Source organism: Nocardia implantans (genome assembly GCF_035544775.1).
GTDB classification, from domain to species: domain Bacteria; phylum Actinomycetota; class Actinomycetes; order Mycobacteriales; family Mycobacteriaceae; genus Nocardia; species Nocardia implantans.
The window spans coordinates 108,254-125,453 of record NZ_JAYKYQ010000007.1; the positions used below are offsets into that span (position 1 = coordinate 108,254).

Annotated in this window: 16 protein-coding genes; 10 read left to right on the top strand and 6 right to left on the bottom strand. The window is 67.7% G+C overall.

Translation table 11 applies throughout. The annotated features are described in order from the left end of the window. Window positions 1–7 precede the first annotated feature (7 nt). From U3653_RS17965 to U3653_RS17980, 4 genes are all read right to left on the bottom strand, one after another. Window positions 8–1,012 carry a phytoene/squalene synthase family protein gene (locus tag U3653_RS17965; RefSeq protein WP_195081318.1) on the bottom strand — a complete coding sequence of 335 codons (1,005 nt, stop codon included), beginning with the start codon at window positions 1,010–1,012 and terminating at the stop codon, window positions 8–10. 37 nt (window positions 1,013–1,049) lie between these two features. Next, on the bottom strand, window positions 1,050–2,135 hold the full coding sequence (locus U3653_RS17970) for a glycosyltransferase (RefSeq protein WP_323124255.1): 1,086 nt from the start codon (window positions 2,133–2,135) through the stop codon (window positions 1,050–1,052). Between the two features lie 538 nt (window positions 2,136–2,673). Then, window positions 2,674–3,336: a response regulator gene (locus U3653_RS17975; RefSeq protein WP_195081316.1), complete on the bottom strand. Its 663-nt coding sequence runs from the start codon at window positions 3,334–3,336 to the stop codon at window positions 2,674–2,676. Then, window positions 3,333–4,415 carry a sensor histidine kinase gene (locus U3653_RS17980; protein WP_195081315.1) on the bottom strand — a complete coding sequence of 361 codons (1,083 nt, stop codon included), beginning with the start codon at window positions 4,413–4,415 and terminating at the stop codon, window positions 3,333–3,335. Before U3653_RS17980 ends, U3653_RS17975 begins: the two co-directional genes overlap by 4 nt. 194 nt (window positions 4,416–4,609) lie before the next feature. Here U3653_RS17980 and U3653_RS17985 point away from each other — a divergent pair, with 194 nt between their 5' ends. From U3653_RS17985 to U3653_RS18000, 4 genes are all read left to right on the top strand, one after another. Next, window positions 4,610–4,954 carry a DUF6223 family protein gene (locus tag U3653_RS17985; protein ID WP_195081314.1) on the top strand — a complete coding sequence of 115 codons (345 nt, stop codon included), beginning with the start codon at window positions 4,610–4,612 and terminating at the stop codon, window positions 4,952–4,954. Window positions 4,955–5,096: 142 nt separating this feature from the next. Continuing rightward, window positions 5,097–5,426 carry an ArsR/SmtB family transcription factor gene (locus U3653_RS17990; RefSeq protein WP_195081313.1) on the top strand — a complete coding sequence of 110 codons (330 nt, stop codon included), beginning with the start codon at window positions 5,097–5,099 and terminating at the stop codon, window positions 5,424–5,426. 90 nt (window positions 5,427–5,516) lie between these two features. Then, complete coding sequence (locus U3653_RS17995) at window positions 5,517–7,349, top strand: phosphoenolpyruvate carboxykinase (GTP) (protein WP_323124256.1); 1,833 nt, start codon at window positions 5,517–5,519, stop codon at window positions 7,347–7,349. Further along, on the top strand, window positions 7,346–8,989 hold the full coding sequence (locus U3653_RS18000) for a SulP family inorganic anion transporter (protein WP_323124257.1): 1,644 nt from the start codon (window positions 7,346–7,348) through the stop codon (window positions 8,987–8,989). The genes U3653_RS17995 and U3653_RS18000 overlap by 4 nt, the downstream gene beginning before the upstream one ends. Here the strand turns inward: U3653_RS18000 and U3653_RS18005 are convergent. After that, a complete protein-coding gene (locus tag U3653_RS18005; RefSeq protein ID WP_195081311.1) occupies window positions 8,980–10,818 on the bottom strand; it encodes an AMP-dependent synthetase/ligase in 1,839 nt (612 codons plus the stop codon). The two genes, U3653_RS18000 and U3653_RS18005, sit on opposite strands and share 10 nt — an antisense overlap. A 206-nt stretch (window positions 10,819–11,024) precedes the next feature. Between U3653_RS18005 and U3653_RS18010 the strand changes: the two genes are divergently transcribed. Genes U3653_RS18010 through U3653_RS18035 form a run of 6 tightly spaced genes read left to right on the top strand, consistent with a single transcriptional unit; the run spans window position 11,025 to window position 16,024 of the window. Beyond that, complete coding sequence (locus U3653_RS18010; protein ID WP_195081310.1) at window positions 11,025–12,152, top strand: 4Fe-4S dicluster domain-containing protein; 1,128 nt, start codon at window positions 11,025–11,027, stop codon at window positions 12,150–12,152. Beyond that, window positions 12,139–12,648, top strand: coding sequence for a Crp/Fnr family transcriptional regulator (locus tag U3653_RS18015; RefSeq protein ID WP_195081309.1), 510 nt, complete (start codon window positions 12,139–12,141; stop codon window positions 12,646–12,648). Before U3653_RS18010 ends, U3653_RS18015 begins: the two co-directional genes overlap by 14 nt. Then, the gene (locus tag U3653_RS18020) at window positions 12,645–13,499 is read left to right on the top strand and encodes an FAD/NAD(P)-binding protein (protein WP_195081308.1); all 855 of its coding nucleotides are present in this window, start codon (window positions 12,645–12,647) and stop codon (window positions 13,497–13,499) included. Before U3653_RS18015 ends, U3653_RS18020 begins: the two co-directional genes overlap by 4 nt. Next, window positions 13,496–14,269, top strand: a complete 774-nt coding sequence (locus U3653_RS18025) for an NADH-quinone oxidoreductase subunit B family protein (RefSeq protein WP_195081307.1) — start codon at window positions 13,496–13,498, stop codon at window positions 14,267–14,269. The genes U3653_RS18020 and U3653_RS18025 overlap by 4 nt, the downstream gene beginning before the upstream one ends. Continuing rightward, a complete protein-coding gene (locus U3653_RS18030; protein WP_195081306.1) occupies window positions 14,256–15,545 on the top strand; it encodes a Ni/Fe hydrogenase subunit alpha in 1,290 nt (429 codons plus the stop codon). The genes U3653_RS18025 and U3653_RS18030 overlap by 14 nt, the downstream gene beginning before the upstream one ends. After that, window positions 15,542–16,024, top strand: a complete 483-nt coding sequence (locus U3653_RS18035; RefSeq protein ID WP_195081305.1) for a hydrogenase maturation protease — start codon at window positions 15,542–15,544, stop codon at window positions 16,022–16,024. Before U3653_RS18030 ends, U3653_RS18035 begins: the two co-directional genes overlap by 4 nt. Before the next feature lie 59 nt (window positions 16,025–16,083). Here the strand turns inward: U3653_RS18035 and U3653_RS18040 are convergent, their stop codons facing one another. After that, window positions 16,084–16,986 (bottom strand): universal stress protein, encoded by a 903-nt coding sequence (locus tag U3653_RS18040; protein ID WP_195081304.1) that lies wholly within the window; start codon window positions 16,984–16,986, stop codon window positions 16,084–16,086. Window positions 16,987–17,200 lie beyond the last annotated feature (214 nt).

Genomic DNA, 17,200 nt, shown 5'->3' on the forward strand with positions numbered 1-17,200 from the left:
AACCACCTCACGTAGGTTCGCGCGAATCGGTGGAATCGAGCGGTGATACGGAATCGTGCGCTGCCGCGCGCGGAGTGTTCGGCCGGGTCGGTCCGGCAGGCCGTCGTGCCCACCACGCGCGGAGCTGGCCCGCCGCGCCGACCTGCAATCTTCGACCGGTGCCGACTCTGGCGCGTCGGCCGAACACTTCGAAGTCCGCGGCTTCGATGCGGTCGAGTATCTCCGCGTACAGCGTCGCCGCGGTCGTCACGCATGGCCGCGAGCGAGGTGCGAGCAATGCGATCCCCTCCCGCGCGTGAGCGTAGATCTTCCTGGTGATCGCGTGCTGTGCCGCCAATGCGCGGCGCACTCGCGGCTCGCCTCGGCGATGTCGGCGGCACCACAACAGCAACTCTCGGTCCACACCGTGCGCGGCCAGTTCATCGGCGGGCAGATAGACACGGTCGCGAGCCAGATCCTCGTCGACGTCACGCAAGAAGTTCGTCAGCTGGAATGCCTTGCCGAGGGCGGCGGCGTAGGGCGCGGCCGCCGCCGTGTCCGTGGCGCCCAGCACCGGCAGCAGCTGTAGCCCGATCACTTCCGCCGATCCGTAGACGTATCGGTCCAGCGCCGCGCGGTCCGGATAGTCGGTGACGGAAAGATCCAGACGCATCGAGGCCAGGAACGCACTGAACAAATGGCCCGGTATCCGATAGGTCTGCGCGGTGTGCAGCACCGCGGCCAGTACCGGATCGCCACCGGTGTCCCCGGCTTCGAATTGCCGTGCGAGTGCGTTCAGCCGGGCAGCGCGTTCGGTCGTCGACAACTGCGGGCGGAAATCGTCCAGGATGTCGTCGGCGCGACGGGCGAATCCGTACAGCGCGTGCACGGCGGGCCGCTGATCGGGTGCGAGCAACCGGGTGGCGAGAAAGAAGGTCTTCCCGTGGCGAGCGTTGAGTTCGCGGCAGATCCGATACGACCGGCGCAGTTCCGGCTCCGTGATGCCGGCGGCGTCGAGTTCGGTTCGCATCATGTCCACCTCTCCTCAACGGCGAAATCGGCGGGCACCGTCATTCCCCGTTCCCTTTCCACGGATACCGTTGCCCGACGGCGGGCGCGGATACGGCGGGCCGCCGACCTGCTGTCACTTCGGTCAACACATCCGCGACCGAGTCGAAGGGGGACCGATTCGCGATATCCGCCGCCAATCGGTTCGCCGCGTCACGGAAGCCGCCCGAACTCAGCACCCGGTCGACCGCCGCGATGATGGCAGCGGGTCGCGGCCGTGCGGTGCCGAGATTGATTCCCACGCCGGCGTATGCCACGCGGGCCGCTGTTTCAGGCTTGTCCGCAGTATCGCCCGCGACGATCAACGGCACCCCATGGCGCAGGGCTTGGTTGACGCCACCGTAGCCACCATTGGTGATCATCAAATCGACGCGCGGTAGAAGACGGTCGTACGAGATGAAATCGGCCGCATATGCGTTCGCCGGCAGCGGGCCGATCGGTGCGTGGGAGCCGCCGGTACACGCGACGACCAGCACATCGGGGCGATGACTCAATGCGGTCAGGGAAGGGCGGAGCAACTGATCGAAACACCGATTGTCCCATGTTCCCTGAGTGACATGGACAATCGTTTCGGCACTATCCGCGGCGGGCAACCGGCTCGGTACGGCGGCATCCATGGCCGCAGGAGCCGGGATCGGTCCGGTGAAGACCACCGACGGCGGCAGATCATGTCGCGGATATTCGAATCCTGGCACAGTGAACTGCAATATCCGATCGGCGAGGAGCGGCCAGTCGAGCAGGAAAACCGGCGCGGGCCCCACGCCGAGCGCACGCAGAACTACATCGAGTTTCGCCTGGACACCGCGAAACAGCACCTGTTGTACGAACCGGTTCATGGACGTGTAGTCGCGACCCGCTTGCGGCTGCCATCCGGTCCCGAACGGCGGACAGTCCGCGCTGGACAGCATCAACGGAACGACGCCGCAGGCAATCACCGGCGGACGTTCCCGCTGGGTCAACAGCAGCGGAATGGCCCCGGTGAACATCACATCGACCAGGACGGCATCGAAGTCCGCGCGGTCCAGCTCGGCGCGCAACGCACGGTGCTGTGCCGCTATCGGCGCGAGAAAAGCGGACTGCAATTCCACTCGGCCGATTCGCCACCGCTGGACCAGACCCGAGGCCCGATTACGCGGCTGTGCAGCGCGCGCCACCTCGGCATCGCGAGGTAGCTCCGAGAATTCGACACCTCGCGCTCGAATGGATGTGCCGAACACGGCTCCGGTGAGCAACCGAACCTGGTTCCCACGTCGCCGCAAATCGGCCGCGACGGCCCGCATGGGTGCGACATGACCGGATATCGGACTCGCCGCCAACAGGTATCGAGCCATATCCTGATTCCTTCGCTGATCTCTCGAGACATCGCAATGGGTTCAAGCGTGGCCGCCGTACCAGTCGTCGGCGCCGATCGCCGACTCGCGCCCATCATTTTCTCGTCGGTGCGATTTCGGGTTCACCGTGAAAACGACGCGGGTGCGCACCCGTACATCCAGATCAATTGTGTCGCATTTTGGCGGGGTATCGGACTGAACGCGGAGAAGACACGCCGATTCGGGGCGCGGGCGGCAACGCACCCTCCGTAGCGTGCTCGGCGCGGCGGACGGCCACGCCAGGCCCCGGGGAAGGTCAGGCTCGGCGAGCGGTCACGAGGCCGGATTCGTAGGCCAAGACGACCAGCTGGGCGCGGTCGCGGGCGTGCAGCTTGGTCATGGCCCGGTTGACGTGCGTCTTGGCGGTCAGTGGGCTGATCACCAGATGCTCGGCGATCTCGTCGTTCGACAGGCCCCGGGCAACGAGCGTGACCACCTCTCGCTCGCGGTTGGTCAGCTCGGTCAGGCCGGGAGCCTCCCCCGAGTCCGGTGGCCTGCTGACGTAGCGGTTGATCAGTTTGCGGGTGATCGACGGCGCGAGCAGCACGTCACCGCGGGCCGCCACCCGGACGGCGTACAGGAAGTCCTCCGGATGGATGTCCTTGACCAGGAACCCGGCCGCACCCGCGCGCAGGGCGTCGAAGACGTACTCGTCCAGGCCGTAGTTGGTCAGTATCACCACGTGCACTCCGGTCAGGGCCGGGTCGGCGGCGATGCGCCGTGTTGCCTCGATGCCGTCCACGACAGGCATCTGGATGTCCACGAGTGCGATGTCGGGGAGGTGTTCGCGGGCCAGCTCGACGCCCCGGGCGCCGTCGGCGGCCTCGGCCACGACTTCGATATCTTCCTCCGCGTCGAGCAGCGCGCGAAATCCGCTACGGATCAGCGACTGGTCGTCGACCAGCAGGACGCGGATCACCGGGCCCGCTCCACAGGTAGCTCGGCGCGAACGGTGAAACCGCCCTCACCGCGGGGTGCGGCATGTAACCGGCCGCCGAGGGCGGTGACCCGCTCGCTCATCCCGAGCAGCCCCACGCCAGGCGCCGGCGTGGTGTCGGGCGTGGCGCGGCCGTCGTCGTCCACTCGGATCACCAGGGCGTCGGGACGGTGCTCGATGTGGACCGACGCGGTGTCGGCGGCGGCGTGCCTGGTGATGTTGGTCAGCGATTCCTGGACGATCCGGTAGGCGGTCCGGTCCACCGCCGCAGGCAGGGCCTCGCGTTGCCCCTCGACCGTCAGCTTCGCGTCCAAGCCGGTCGCGCGGACGCCTTCCACCAGCGCAGGCACCTGATCGAGCCCGTACGACGGTTCGCGGTCGTCGCGCAGGGCCTCCAGTGTGGCCCGCAGCTCCCTGGATGCCTCGCGGCCTGCCGCCAGGATCGCCAGCAACGCCTCGGGGACCTGCTCGCCGCGCCTGCGGGCCAGATGTACGGCCACCTCGGCTTGCAACTTGATCACCGAAATCTGATGGGTCAGCGAGTCGTGCAATTCCCGCGCGATATGCAGGCGTTCTTCGTCGGCCCGCCGCCGCGCGGTCTCCTCACGGGTACGCTCGGCCTCCTCGGCCCGCCGCTCGGCCTGCCGCAGCGCTTCGCCCGCGGCGCCTGCGGCGACCAACCACGCCAGTTGCAGCACGCCACGGGCTTGCGCGAACGCCTCGCCCACGGGCAGCCCGCGCGGTGCGATCAGCAACGCGAGCGGCATGACGAGCACCATGACAACCGACCCCGCCACGGCCGCCACTCGGCGCCCCGCACGGAACGCCGCGTACACGGCGAACAGGAACGCGACAGCGGGCACGTCCACCCCGATGGCCTGGTAGGCCAGCGCGGTCGACCCGGTCACCGCCAGCACCACGACCGGCGCCCGGCGGCTGGCGGCCAACGACAACCCGCCTGCGACCAGCAGCACCCACCCGGCCACCGGCCCCGACAGCCCCGAGACGAGCTGGAACACCGCGATGCCCACGGCGATCGCCCAGTCCCGAAGCCGTTCCATGGCTGCACCCTAACCCGATGCCCGCGCGGGAGAGTCGTCCACCGGAATGATCACTGTCTACCGCGGACGCGGTACTCCCCTCCGGTTCCTACGCCCTCGGTGGCAGCGTGAAGTTGCTGCGCGCGCAGGACGACCGGAAAGCGGTACGGCAGACAGGATGGGCTCCGTCCGCGTCGTTGAAGAAGGAGCACACCATGTCCGTTCCGCACCTGCTCGCCACCTCGGAGCTTCTCGCCCAGGCGGGCAGCTCCGGGTTGACCCCCGGCCGCTTCTGGTCCCTGGTCGGTGTCGCGGTGGGCCTGCTGGGCGTCGTCACCGGCGTCCGGGCCGTCATCCACCGCGCTGGACGCCGCGGCGCGATCACCGCGCTGGCTGCCGGAGTGACCGGGCTGGTGCTCGGCGGACTGGTAGTGGCCGCCGCCGAAGGCGGACCGGGCACGGGATACGGGATCGTCGGCGGCTTCGTGGCCTTGGCCGTCGGGCTGGTCGCCGCCGTCCTCGGCGCGGTCGCGTTGAAGAAGAACCCGCTGTCGTCGTGACCCGCGCTCCGCGCCCCACCGGACCATAGTCGAAGGCAGGCCGCGCGAGATGCAGTGATTGCGTTGTTTGCTAAACTCTGCAAACAGGGTGCGGCCGTGGATGCCGAGCCGCCGCCGGTGGGAGTGGAAGGAGTGGTCATCGATGCCCGGACTGCAGCGACCGCTCTATCAGATGAAGGCCGACTTCTTCAAAACACTCGGGCATCCTGTGCGGGTGCGGGTGCTCGAGCTGCTCAGCCAGCGTGAGCACGCCGTCTCCGAGATGCTGACCGAGATCGAAATCGAGGCGGCCAACCTGTCTCAGCAGTTGTCGATCCTGCGGCGCGCCGGCCTGGTGACCGCGCGCCGCGAAGGGCTCTCGGTGACCTACGAATTGACAACCCCCGAGGTCGCACAGTTACTGGCCGCCGCACGGGCCATCCTCACCGGCGTCGTCGCAGGCCAAGTCGAAGCCTTGGAAGAACCCGCCTGACCTCCGTCACCCCCGGAGGGTGCGCACGTGGCCATTGATTGCAGCTTTTCTAAACTAATAACCTAATTGTTTGCGAAGGAGATGTCCGTCTTGACCAACCATCTAGACGTCGCCGCGAGCGTGCAGTGCCCCACCGAGCACGAGGGCATCCTGGCGTGGGTCGCCGAAGTCGCGGAGTTGACCGCGCCCGATCGCATCGTGTTCTGCGACGGCTCGCGGGCGGAGTGGGACGGGCTCACCGGACTGCTGGTGGAGAAGGGCACCTTCGTGCCGCTCGCGGCGAAACCGAACTCCTTCTGGTGCGCGTCGGATCCCGACGACGTCGCGCGGGTGGAGGATCGCACCTTCATCTGCTCGGAACTTCGCGAGGACGCGGGCCCGACCAACAACTGGGTCGATCCGCTGGACATGCGCACGGTGATGACCGAGCACTATCGCGGGGCCATGGCGGGACGGACGATGTATGTCATCGCGTTCTGCATGGGACCGTTGGATGCCGACGATCCGAAGTACGGGGTGCAGCTCACCGATTCGGAGTATGTGGCGGTGGCGATGCAGGTCATGACCCGCTCCGGTGCGCCGGTGTGGGACAAGATCACCGATGGAACCGGTTTCGTGAAGTGCCTGCACTCGGTCGGCGCGCCTCTGCGAGAAGGCGAGGTGGATGTGCCGTGGCCGTGCGATGCGACCAAGTACATCTCACATTTCCCGGAGCGCAGGGAGATCTGGAGTTACGGCTCCGGGTACGGCGGTAACGCGCTGCTGGGCAAGAAGTGTTTCGCGCTGCGCATCGCCTCGGTGCTCGGGCGTGACGAGGGGTGGCTGGCCGAGCACATGCTGATTCTCAAACTCACCTCCCCGCGGGGAAAGGTCCATTACATCGCGGCCGCGTTCCCGTCCTCGTGCGGCAAGACCAACCTCGCCATGCTCGAACCCGCCCTGCCGGGCTGGCGGGCGGAGACGATCGGCGACGACATCGCCTGGATGCGGTTCGGAGCCGACGGCCGACTGTACGCGGTGAACCCGGAGGCGGGGTTCTTCGGCGTCGCCCCGGGGACCGGAGCACGGACCAACCCGAACGCCATCGCCACGATCGATGCCGGGAATTCGATCTTCACCAACACCGCACGCACCGATGACGGTGACGTGTGGTGGGAAGGCTTGACCGATACACCACCCGCGCATCTGATCGACTGGCACGGCCAGGACTGGACCCCCGATGCGGAAAGCACTGCCGCGCATCCGAACTCCCGATACTGCACCCCGATCCGGCAGTGCCCGACGGTAGCGGCGGAGTGGGACGACCCGGCCGGGGTGCCGATCTCCGCGATCTTCTTCGGCGGCCGCCGCGAGACGACGATTCCCTTGGTGACCGAGACCTTCGACTGGGAACACGGTGTGTTCACCGCGTCGGTGCTGTCGTCGGAGACCACCGCGGCCGCGGCGGGAGCGGTGGGTGTGGTGCGGCGGGATCCGATGGCGATGCTTCCGTTCCTCGGCTACCACGTCGGCGACTACTTCGCGCACTGGCTGAAGCTCGGCGCCGCCGCCGACCCCGCGAAGCTGCCGAGGATATTCCAGGTCAACTGGTTCCGTCGCGGCGCCGACGGCGGTTTCCTGTGGCCCGGTTTCGGCGACAACGTGCGTGTCCTCCAGTGGGCACTCGACCGCTTGGACGGCGCCGCCGATGCCGTGGAGACCCCGATCGGGTTCGTCCCCACCGCCGAGGCTCTCGACTTGTCCGGCCTCTCGGAGGGCGCCCGGGAACTGGCGACCGCGGCGCTGGCCGTCGATATCGACGAGTGGGTGCTCGAGACCGCGTCGATCGACGAGTGGTACGCCACCATCGGCGGCAACCGGCTGCCCGATCAACTGCGTGCGCAATTGGCCGCGCTGAAGTCGCGTCTGGCCCGAGCCCTGTGAACGCGTTCGCGCTGTTGCCGCGCTGGTCGGACTGGAAACCCGCGCTCCGCGCGCCCGGAGCCGACCTGCTCTCGGGTCTGATCGTGGCCTTGGTGGCGCTGCCGCTGGCACTCGGCTTCGGCATCTCCTCAGGGCTGGGCGCGGCCGCCGGACTCGCCACCGCTGTCGTCGCGGGCGCGATCGCGGCGGTGTTCGGCGGCTCCCGCTTCCAGGTATCCGGGCCGACCGGCGCGATGACGGTGGTCTTGGTGCCCATCGTCGGCCGGCACGGCGCGAGCGGGGTGCTGGCCGTGGGGCTGCTGGCCGGATTGGCGCTGGTGGTACTGGCCTTCGCGGGGGTCGGGCGGGCTGTGCGCTACATGCCCGCCCCGGTGATCGAAGGTTTCACCGCGGGCATCGCGGTCGTCATCGCGCTGCAACAGGTTCCGTCCGCACTGCATGTCGCGCACGCCGAGGGCGAGAAGGTGTGGCAGTCGGCATTCGACGCGGCAGGGCAATACATCGCGCACCCGCACCCCTTGACGCCTGCGACCACACTGGCGGTGGCCGCGGTGGTCCTGGCCGGTGGCCGGTATTTCCCGAAACTGCCGTTCGCGTTGATCGCGGTGGCCGCCGCGACCCTCGCAGCGCGGGCGTTCGATCTGGACCTGACTCCCATCGGAACCATTCCCTCTGGATTGCCCGCACCGACAACAGGATTCGTACGCCTCGACCAACTCGGGTCGCTGATCGCACCGGCACTGGCAGTGGCGGCACTGGCCGCGCTCGAGTCCCTGTTGTCGGCGACCGCCGCCGACGCGATGGCCGTTGGCACTCGCCACGACCCCGACCGCGAACTGCTCGGCCAGGGTATGGCGAACATCGCCGCTCCCCTGTTCGGCGGCGTGCCCGCCACCGGCGCGATCGCTCGCACCGCGGTCAACGTCCGTTCCGGCGCGCGCACCCGCCTGGCCGCGCTGACCCACGCCGTCGTGCTGGCCGCGATCATCTACCTCGCCGCACCCCTGGTGGCGGAGATCCCATTGGCAGCTTTGGCGGGCGTGCTGCTGGCGACGACCGTGCGGATGGTGGAGACCGCGTCGCTGGCCGCGATCGCCCGCGCCTCACGCGGGGATGCGATCATCATGGCGATCACCTTCGGCGTCACCGTCGCCTTGGACCTGGTGACTGCGGTCGCGGTCGGCGTCGGTATCGCCACGGTGCTCGCCTTGCGGTCGGTCGCCAAAGAAGCTCGGTTGCAGCAGGTTCCGCTGACGAATCCGGCCGACGAGACCGGGTACTCGGCCGAGGAGACCGGCCTGCTGCACGATCACATCGTCGCCTACCGCATCGAGGGGCCCCTGTTCTTCGCCGCTGCCCACCGGTTCCTGCTCGAACTGGCCGACGTATCGGATGTGCGCGTGGTCATCCTGCGCATGTCCGGAATCACCGCCCTGGACACCACCGGCGCGCTCGTGCTGAAGGATGCCATCGGCAAACTCGAGCACCGCCACATCACCGTCCTGATGTCCGGTCTGCGCCAGGATCACCGACGCCGCCTAGCCGCGATCGGCGCCCTGCCCACTGGTGGGGACGCGCACATCTTCGCCCACACCCCCGACGCCATCCACCACGCCCGGGGACCCGCAATTCATCGATAGAGGGCGTCGATGCTGTCGGCGAGGTTCTCGACGACGATCTTGCGGCGCAGTTTCATACTCGGCGTGAGATCACCGGCCTCGACGGACAGTTCGTGGTCGATGATGTCGAATCTCTTGATCTGTTCCCAGCGATCGAGTTGGGTGTTCAGGCGATCGACGTAGCCGGCGATCACCTCGTGGGTTCTTTCGTCCCGCGCGATGTCGGGGAGCGGTTTGCCCGCTAGACCGTGCTTACCGGCCCATTCGGTGATGCTCTGGGCGTCGAGGCCGACCAATGCGACACAATAGGGCCGCGTCTCTCCGTAGACGATGAATTCCGCCGCGTACGGACATATGCCTTTGAACGTGGCGGCGATCGCGGACGGCGCGACGTACTTGCCCTGTGAGGTCTTGAACAAGTCTTTCTTGCGGTCGGTGATGTGCAGGAATCCGTCTGCGTCGATCTCGCCGATGTCGCCGGTGTGGAACCAGCCGTCCGCGTCCAAAGCCTCGGCGGTGGCTTCGGGGCGGTCGTGATAACCACTCATCACACCGGGACTGCGCAGCAGGATCTCGCCGTCCTCGGCGATCTCGGCCTCGGTGCCGGGAAACGGCTTGCCCACGGTTCCGAACCGGTATGCACCCGGGCGATTGATGAACGAGGCGGCGGCGGTCTCGGTCAAACCGTACCCTTCGAGAACGACGAGGCCGATCGCGTCGAACCACTGCGCGACATCACGGTCCAAGGGGGCGGCCGCCGAAACGAAATACCGCAGCCGACCACCGAAGCGTGCGCGGATTTTCGAGAGCACCAGCTTGTCGGCGACTCTGTACCGCCACAAGACCGGCAACGACGGATCTTTGCCGGCCTGCCTCGCCCGCGAAACCTCCAGACCGACGCCGACCGCCCAATCGAAGACCTTCTTCTTGATCCCGCCTTCTTCGGCCATTGCGCTCTCGATCCTGGCATGCGCCTTCTCGAAGATGCGCGGGGCGGCCGCCACGATGGTGGGGTGCAATACCGCCAGGTTCTCCACGATCTTGTCCACCCGGCCGTCGATCGCCGTGGGAAAGCCGATCAGCGGCGCGAGCGCCAGCATCACCTTGCCGAACGCGTGGGACAGCGGCAGCCATAAGAAGTTCAGGTCGTCCGGGCGGAGAACGTTCACGGCATCGATCGCCGCGGCGCTGTACGTCCATGCGGAATGCGGCAGCCGAACCCCTTTCGGAGTGCCGGTCGTCCCGGAGGTGTACATGATGCTGCCCAGGTGCTCGGGCCGGATGCCGCGGATGCGATCGACCACCGCGCCGGGGGACGCGGCGAGCAGTCCGCGTCCGCGCTGCTCGAGCTCATCGAGCGTGATCACCCAGTTTCCGTCGCCTTCGCCGTCGAAGATCACCACCTGTCGCACGTCGGGCAACTCGGCACGGTGCTCGATCAGTTTGCCGACCTGCGACCGATCCTCGGCGAGGACGACACGGCTGCCCGAGTTGGCCACGATGAACGCGACGCCAGGGGCGTTGGTGGTGGGGTACACGGTGGTGGTGGCCGCACCAGCGCACATCACGGCGAAGTCGGCGAGCACCCATTCGTATCGCGTGGACGATATGAGGGCGACCCGGTCCTCGGCTCGAATTCCGAGCGCGATCAGCCCGGCGGCGATGATGTCGACGCGCTCACCGAACTGTTTCCAGGACACGCTCGCCCAGCGACCATCGGAAAGGAATCGGAATGCCTCCGTGGCGGGAGTCTCCGCGATGCGGTCGACCAGGAGCTGCGCAACCGAGGTTGCCCGGTGCTCGATCTTGCTGAGATCGGGAGGTTCCTCGGCATTCCAGAGGAACTTCATCGCCTCATTTTACAAACTCTTTCCGGGACCCAGAGCCGAGACTGCCTCCCGAACCTCTGATCGCGCAGCACCCGGCCGGGCGCGGCGACGCCGGGTCCGATGCCGTCGGCAATCGCGATTCGGGACCTTCGTCCCTCGCGGTGCACCGTCCAGCTCACGAGACTCGAAAACGGACGTCTCTATCCGACCGAACAGAGGTCTCGACAATGCCTGACGACCCCATGGTGATCGATCGTGCCGGTCTGGATCGTCTGGTGGACGTGCTGCGGGAGCGGGGATACCGCGTGATCGGGCCACAGGTGCGCGGTGGCGCGATCGTCCTGGACGAACTGGACTGCGGCGGGCGACTCCCCGCCGGGTGGGGTGTGGAAACCGCGCCCGGACGGTATCGGCTGCGTCGCCGCGACGACGTGGCGGTCTTCGCCCATTCGGCCGGACCCGGCTCCTGGAAACAGTTCCTGCATCCGCCGCGTCGCAAGATAGCCCAGTTGGGGCCGGACCTCGAGCCGGAACCCGTGGCGGACGCACCGGTCCGGTCCGCGTTCCTGGGCGTCCGCGGGTGCGACCTCACCTCGATCGCGATCCTCGGGCGCGTGCTCGGCGGCGGGACGTACTCCGATGCTTCGTTCGTCGACCGCAGGAAAGATCTCTTCATCGTCGCGGTGAACTGCACAGAACCCGGTGGGGTGTGTTTCTGCGCGTCGATGGGTACGGGCCCTGGGGTCTCGGCCGGATACGATCTGGCTCTCACCGAGCGAATCGATGTCGATGGCCACCGGTTCCTCGTCGACGTGGGCAGTGCGGACGGAGCCGAAATCCTCGCCGAGATCACCGCACGCAGTGCCGACGCCACGGAGGTCACCGACGCCCGTGCGGAGGTGTCCGCGGCGGCCGACCGGATGGGCCGGACGATGCCCGAGGTCGACATCCGCGCTCTGCTGCGCGACTCGCGGGAGTCCCCGCACTGGCAGGATGTCGCGAGTCGCTGCTTCACTTGCGGGAACTGCACCATGGTGTGTCCCACCTGTTTCTGCACCACCACCGAGGACGTCACCGATCTCACCGGAGACCACGCCGAACGCTGGGAGCACTGGTCGTCGTGCTTCGAACTGGACTTCTCCTACCTGCACGGCGGCAGCGTGCGGCAATCCGGCGAGAGCCGCTACCGGCAGTGGATCACCCACAAGCTCAGCACCTGGCACGACCAGTTCGGCAGTTCGGGGTGCGTCGGCTGCGGACGGTGCATCGCCTGGTGTCCCGCCGAGATCGATCTGACCGCCGAGGTGGCCCGGCTGGCCGAACTGGCCGAGGAAACCGACCATGCCGACCGGTGAGGAATTGTCCGGGTTCGGGCAGTTGGCGGCGCTGAGCGAGAACGAGCTGCGCACACTGGCCCGCGCCGGGCGTGACGTGGCCTTCCCCGTCGGCCACCGGATGATCACCGAAGGCGGGCAGGCCGACCGATGCTGGCTGATCGGACACGGCCGAATACTGCTGGACGCCCAGGTGCCGGGGCGCGGAGCCGTTGTCCTCCAGACACTCGGCGGCGGCGATCTGCTCGGCTGGTCCTGGCTCGTACCACCGTATCGGTGGCATTTCGGCGCGGTGACCGCCGAACCGGTCGAGGCCGTCGAATTCGACGCGCGAATATTGTCCGAACTGGCCGATCAGGACCCGCGATTCGGCCGCGCGCTGGCCATGATGCTCTTCGAGGCGCTGCTGGAACGACTACAGGCTACCCGGGCGCGGCTGCTCGACCTCTACCGCAACCCTACCGAAACGTGCGCCGCCGCCGCAGCGCGCGGCACGGCCGGACGAGGCGCCCGATGAGCGTCGACACGCAGACCCGCACGGTGCCGTACGGCGACACGATGCTGCCTTACCGCGTGATAGACCGTGTCATACAGACCCCGGACACCGTGACACTGCGCCTGGAGCCGGTGCGGGATGCCGCGCGACGTTTCGGGGCGGGGCAGTTCATGATGCTCTACAGCTTCGGTGTGGGCGAGATCGCGATCTCGATCAGCGGGAATCCCGCCGCCGACGACGGCATCCTCGAACACACAATCCGCGCGGTCGGAGCGGTCAGCGCGGCGTTGCACGACACCGAGATCGGCGGCCGGATCGGCGTCCGCGGTCCGTTCGGCACCGGGTGGGACCTGGCGTCAGCGATCGGAGGAGATCTGGTCATCGTGGGCGGCGGCGTCGGGCTCGCGCCGCTGCGATCAGCGGTGCTCACCGCGCTCGCCGCCCGGTCGGACTACCGGCGGATCGTGCTGATCAGCGGAGCCCGCACCCCGGCGGACATGTTGTTCCGTGACGACCAGCGACGGTGGCCGACGGCGGGTTCGGTCGAACTCGAGCAGACCGTCGATCGCCCCGCGCCGGGCTGGCGAGGCCGCGTCGGCTTCGTCACCGAGCCCCTGGCCCGCCTGACCGTGGACCCCGGCAACACCACGGCCCTCCTCTGCGGCCCGGAGACGATGATGCGCTTCTGTGCGCAGACTCTCCTGCGCAGAGGGATCTCCGCCGCCGACATCCAAGTGTCCTTGGAGCGCAACATGCAGTGCGGTGTCGCGCGATGCGGTCACTGCCAACTCGGCCCGCTGCTGTTGTGCCGGGACGGACCCGTGGTCGACTACGCGACCGCCGAGCCACTCCTGGCGGTGGGTGAACTATGACCGAGACACCGACCCTCGCGGTGTGGAAGTTCACTTCCTGTGATGGGTGCCAGCTCACCCTGCTCGACTGCGAGGACGAACTGCTCGCCCTGGCGAGCCGGGTGCGCATCATCCATTTCGTGGAAGCTTCCAGCACCATGGAGCCAGGCCCTTACGATGTGTCGCTGGTCGAGGGCTCGATCACGACCGAGGAACAGCGCCGCCGCATCGTGGAGATCCGCGAGCAGTCCAGGATTCTGGTGGCGATCGGGGCATGCGCTACTCATGGCGGGATCCAGGCGCTGCGCAATTTCGCTGACGTCACCGAGTTCACCTCGGTGGTGTACGCCAGCCCGGAGTACATCGCCACCTTGGGCGCCTCCACCCCGATCTCCGCGCACGTACCGGTGGACTTCGAGCTCCGTGGCTGCCCGATCGACCGGCGTCAGCTTCTCGACACCCTGTGCGCGTTCCTGGCCGGCCGCGCACCCGACATCCCGAACACCAGCGTGTGCACCGAGTGCAAACGCCGCGGCACCACCTGTGTGATGGTCGCCGAGGGAATTCCCTGCCTCGGCCCGGTCACGCAGGCGGGATGCGGCGCCCTGTGCCCGGCCTATCACCGCGGGTGTTTCGGTTGTTTCGGTCCGATGGCGAAACCCAATATCCACGCGCTACTTCCCATACTGCGCGTCAACGGCATGGAACCCGCCGACATCGACCGCGTTTTCGCCACTTACGCCGCAGCCGCTCCGGAGTTCGCGAACAGGGACGGCGATGATTCAGCGTAGGCAGCTGAAGGTCGGCTCGCTGGCTCGAGTCGAAGGAGAAGGCGCGCTGCGCGTCGTCATCGCGGACGGGCAGGTGGAAAGCGCCGAGCTGAACATCTATGAGCCACCGCGATTCTTCGAAGCATTTCTGCGCGGACGCGCCTACACCGAGCCCCCGGACATCACCTCCCGCATCTGCGGGATCTGCCCGGTCGCCTACCAGACCAGCGCATGCAACGCGCTCGAACAGCTTTGCGGCGTGGAGCTGGACCGCCCACTGGCCGACCTGCGCAGACTTCTGTATTGCGGCGAATGGATCTCCAGCCACGCCCTGCACATTCACCTACTGCACACTCCGGACTTCCTCGGCTACCCGGACGCCATCGCGCTCGCCACCGACCACCGCGAACTCGTCGAACAAGGACTGGCGACGAAGAAGGCGGGCAACGCGCTGCTGGAACTCCTCGGTGGCCGGGCCATCCATCCGGTCAACGTCCGGCTCGGCGGCTTCTACTCGGTCCCGGAACCAGCCGATTTCGGTCCCGTGATCGAGTTACTCCGCAACGCGCGCGACTGCGCGGAGCGAACGGGACGTCGAGCGGCTGCCTTCGAGTTTCCCGAGCTTGAACTAGATTCCGCCTTTCTCGCCGCCACGGTACCGGACCGATACGCCATCGACACCGGGACTGTGCACACCAGCACCGGGCTCCGGCTCTCCGCGGCGGAAGTTCCCGTGCACGTGCACGAGCACCAGGTACCGCACTCCACGGCCTTGCACGCCATGCTCGACGGCGAACCCTATCTCACCGGACCACTGGCCCGGTACACGCTCAACTACCACCAGCTGTCCCCGAGCGCCCGCCAGGTCGCGGCCGAGATCGGCCTCGGCACCGAATGCCGTAATCCGTTCCGCAGCATCCTGGTTCGCGTGGTCGAGGTCGTCTACGCCATCGAGGAGGCGCTGAGTCTCATCGCCGCCTACGAACGCCCCTCCCGTGCGGCGGTGCCCGTAGCGCCCCGCGCCGGAACCGGCCACGGGGTGAGCGAAGCCCCCCGTGGACTGCTCTACCACCGCTACGAGATCGACGATCGCGGCATCGTGCGCGCGGCCACGATCATCCCACCGACGTCCCAGAACCAAGCCGTCATGGAGGACGACCTGCGGCGCGCGGTCGCGGACAATCTCGATCTCGACGATGCCGCGCTCGCAGCGGTATGCGAGCGCGAGATCCGCAACTACGATCCGTGTATCTCCTGCTCGGCGCATTTCCTGGACATCGACGTGGTGCGCCGATGACCGAGCATTGGGCCGTGGTCATCGGCGTGGGCAACGCCTACCGCAGTGACGACGGAGTCGGTTCGGCCGTCGCACTCCAGATCGAAAGATTGGACATTCCAGGAGTTCTGGTAACCCTGTCGGACGGTGAACCCATGAGCGTCGCCGATCTCTGGGCCGGTATGGACCTCGCCGTGGTGATCGACGCTGTGCGCTGTGAGCCGTCGGCTCCCGGCCGGGTACGTCGCGGTGGTATCGATCTGCTCCGGCACACCCGCACCGTCGCGTCCTCTCACACGCTGGGGATCCAGGACGCGTTACCGTTGAGTCGCGCGATCGGCCGCGTGCCCGGCCGGATCGTCGTCATCGCGGTGGACGCGGCATGCCTGGACCTTGGGATCGGCTTGTCGGAGCCGGTCGCCGCCGCCGTTCCACACGCGGTCGAAGCCGTCCGCGCGGAACTGCGCAGAGCCGCGCCGGCGAATCACCCGCACCGGTAACTCGGATCAGTGTGCTGGGCGCCGGACCGACCTCGATTCGGCGATGCTCGGTCCGGTCGTCATCTCGAACGGACCACGATCATCGGCACGTCGATCGAGTGCAGCAGCGCATTGCTGGTCGACCCCAGTACCGTGCTCGCGAAGCCGCCTCGCCCGTGCGTGCCCACTACCACCAATTGCGCGGTCGCCGACGTGTCCAGCAGGGATCGCGCCGGGCGATCCGCGGTGACGATACGCCGCACGGGAACATCGGGGTAGCGTTCGCTCCAGCCGGCGAGGCTCTCCGCCAGCACCGCCTCCGCCGATTCGCGGGCTTCGTCCCATGCTCGGATCGGCACGTCGGGACCGCTGGTGTCGCTCCATGCGTGCAGCGCCACCAGCTCCACTTTCCGCCGCGATGCCTCCTCGAAGGCGAGTTCGACGGCGGGCACGCTGTTATCGGTGCCGTCGACGCCGACGAGCACGGGTTGACGGGCCGATACCGGGTCGATCGCCGACATTCCATGGATCACCGCGACCGGGCACAGCGCGTGATGAGTGGTCGCGGTACTCACCGAACCGAGCAGTCCGCGCTGGAACGCGCCGAGCCCGCGGCTACCGACCACCAGCATCCGTGCCTGCGCGGAGCGCTCGATGAGCAGCGGAATGACCAGTTCGAAGCTCACCTCGGTGGTGATCGCGGGCTCATCCCCGGGCGCGGCTGTGCGCGCGACCCGCGCGGCCTCGGCGAGGATGCGTTCGCCGTCCCTGCGCATCCACTCCAGGTCTGCCTCTCCCAGCGAGATACCCGGCCCGAAACCGGTCGGTATGGCCATGGACGTGATGATGCGCAGCGGGCAACGGTGCAAAGCCGCTTCGGCGGCCGCCCAGGCCACCGCTTGATACGAACTGGCCGAGCCGTCCACCGCCGCCAGGATCGACGAGTTCGGTGGGGCGAGGCGCGAGGACTCTTCAGTGGACATGCCGAGTTCCTTTCAGGGCCGGGTTCACTGCCTTACGCGGTGGCCGGGTGGCGGGCGGGAGATTCGTTCCGATATCGCCGCCCACCTCTTCCGACGACCGGCGCCATCAGCTTCGAGGATCGCGCTTCGGGCGGATCGTCGACAGAGACAAAGGTCATGCGTCGGACGGGACATCAGACCCCGCCTCGACCGCCGCGCGAAGCCGCCACCTCGA

What these genes read in the sequence shown, in the direction of transcription:
- U3653_RS17965 (WP_195081318.1), bottom strand. Translation starts at nt 1,012, where the DNA reads ATGATGCGAACCGAACTCGACGCCGCCGGCATCACGGAGCCGGAACTG.
- U3653_RS17980 (WP_195081315.1), bottom strand. Translation starts at nt 4,415, where the DNA reads ATGGAACGGCTTCGGGACTGGGCGATCGCCGTGGGCATCGCGGTGTTC.
- U3653_RS17985 (WP_195081314.1), top strand. Translation starts at nt 4,610, where the DNA reads ATGTCCGTTCCGCACCTGCTCGCCACCTCGGAGCTTCTCGCCCAGGCG.
- U3653_RS17990 (WP_195081313.1), top strand. Translation starts at nt 5,097, where the DNA reads ATGCCCGGACTGCAGCGACCGCTCTATCAGATGAAGGCCGACTTCTTC.
- U3653_RS18005 (WP_195081311.1), bottom strand. Translation starts at nt 10,818, where the DNA reads ATGAAGTTCCTCTGGAATGCCGAGGAACCTCCCGATCTCAGCAAGATC.
- U3653_RS18010 (WP_195081310.1), top strand. Translation starts at nt 11,025, where the DNA reads ATGCCTGACGACCCCATGGTGATCGATCGTGCCGGTCTGGATCGTCTG.
- U3653_RS18015 (WP_195081309.1), top strand. Translation starts at nt 12,139, where the DNA reads ATGCCGACCGGTGAGGAATTGTCCGGGTTCGGGCAGTTGGCGGCGCTG.
- U3653_RS18020 (WP_195081308.1), top strand. Translation starts at nt 12,645, where the DNA reads ATGAGCGTCGACACGCAGACCCGCACGGTGCCGTACGGCGACACGATG.
- U3653_RS18025 (WP_195081307.1), top strand. Translation starts at nt 13,496, where the DNA reads ATGACCGAGACACCGACCCTCGCGGTGTGGAAGTTCACTTCCTGTGAT.
- U3653_RS18030 (WP_195081306.1), top strand. Translation starts at nt 14,256, where the DNA reads ATGATTCAGCGTAGGCAGCTGAAGGTCGGCTCGCTGGCTCGAGTCGAA.
- U3653_RS18035 (WP_195081305.1), top strand. Translation starts at nt 15,542, where the DNA reads ATGACCGAGCATTGGGCCGTGGTCATCGGCGTGGGCAACGCCTACCGC.
- U3653_RS18040 (WP_195081304.1), bottom strand. Translation starts at nt 16,986, where the DNA reads ATGTCCACTGAAGAGTCCTCGCGCCTCGCCCCACCGAACTCGTCGATC.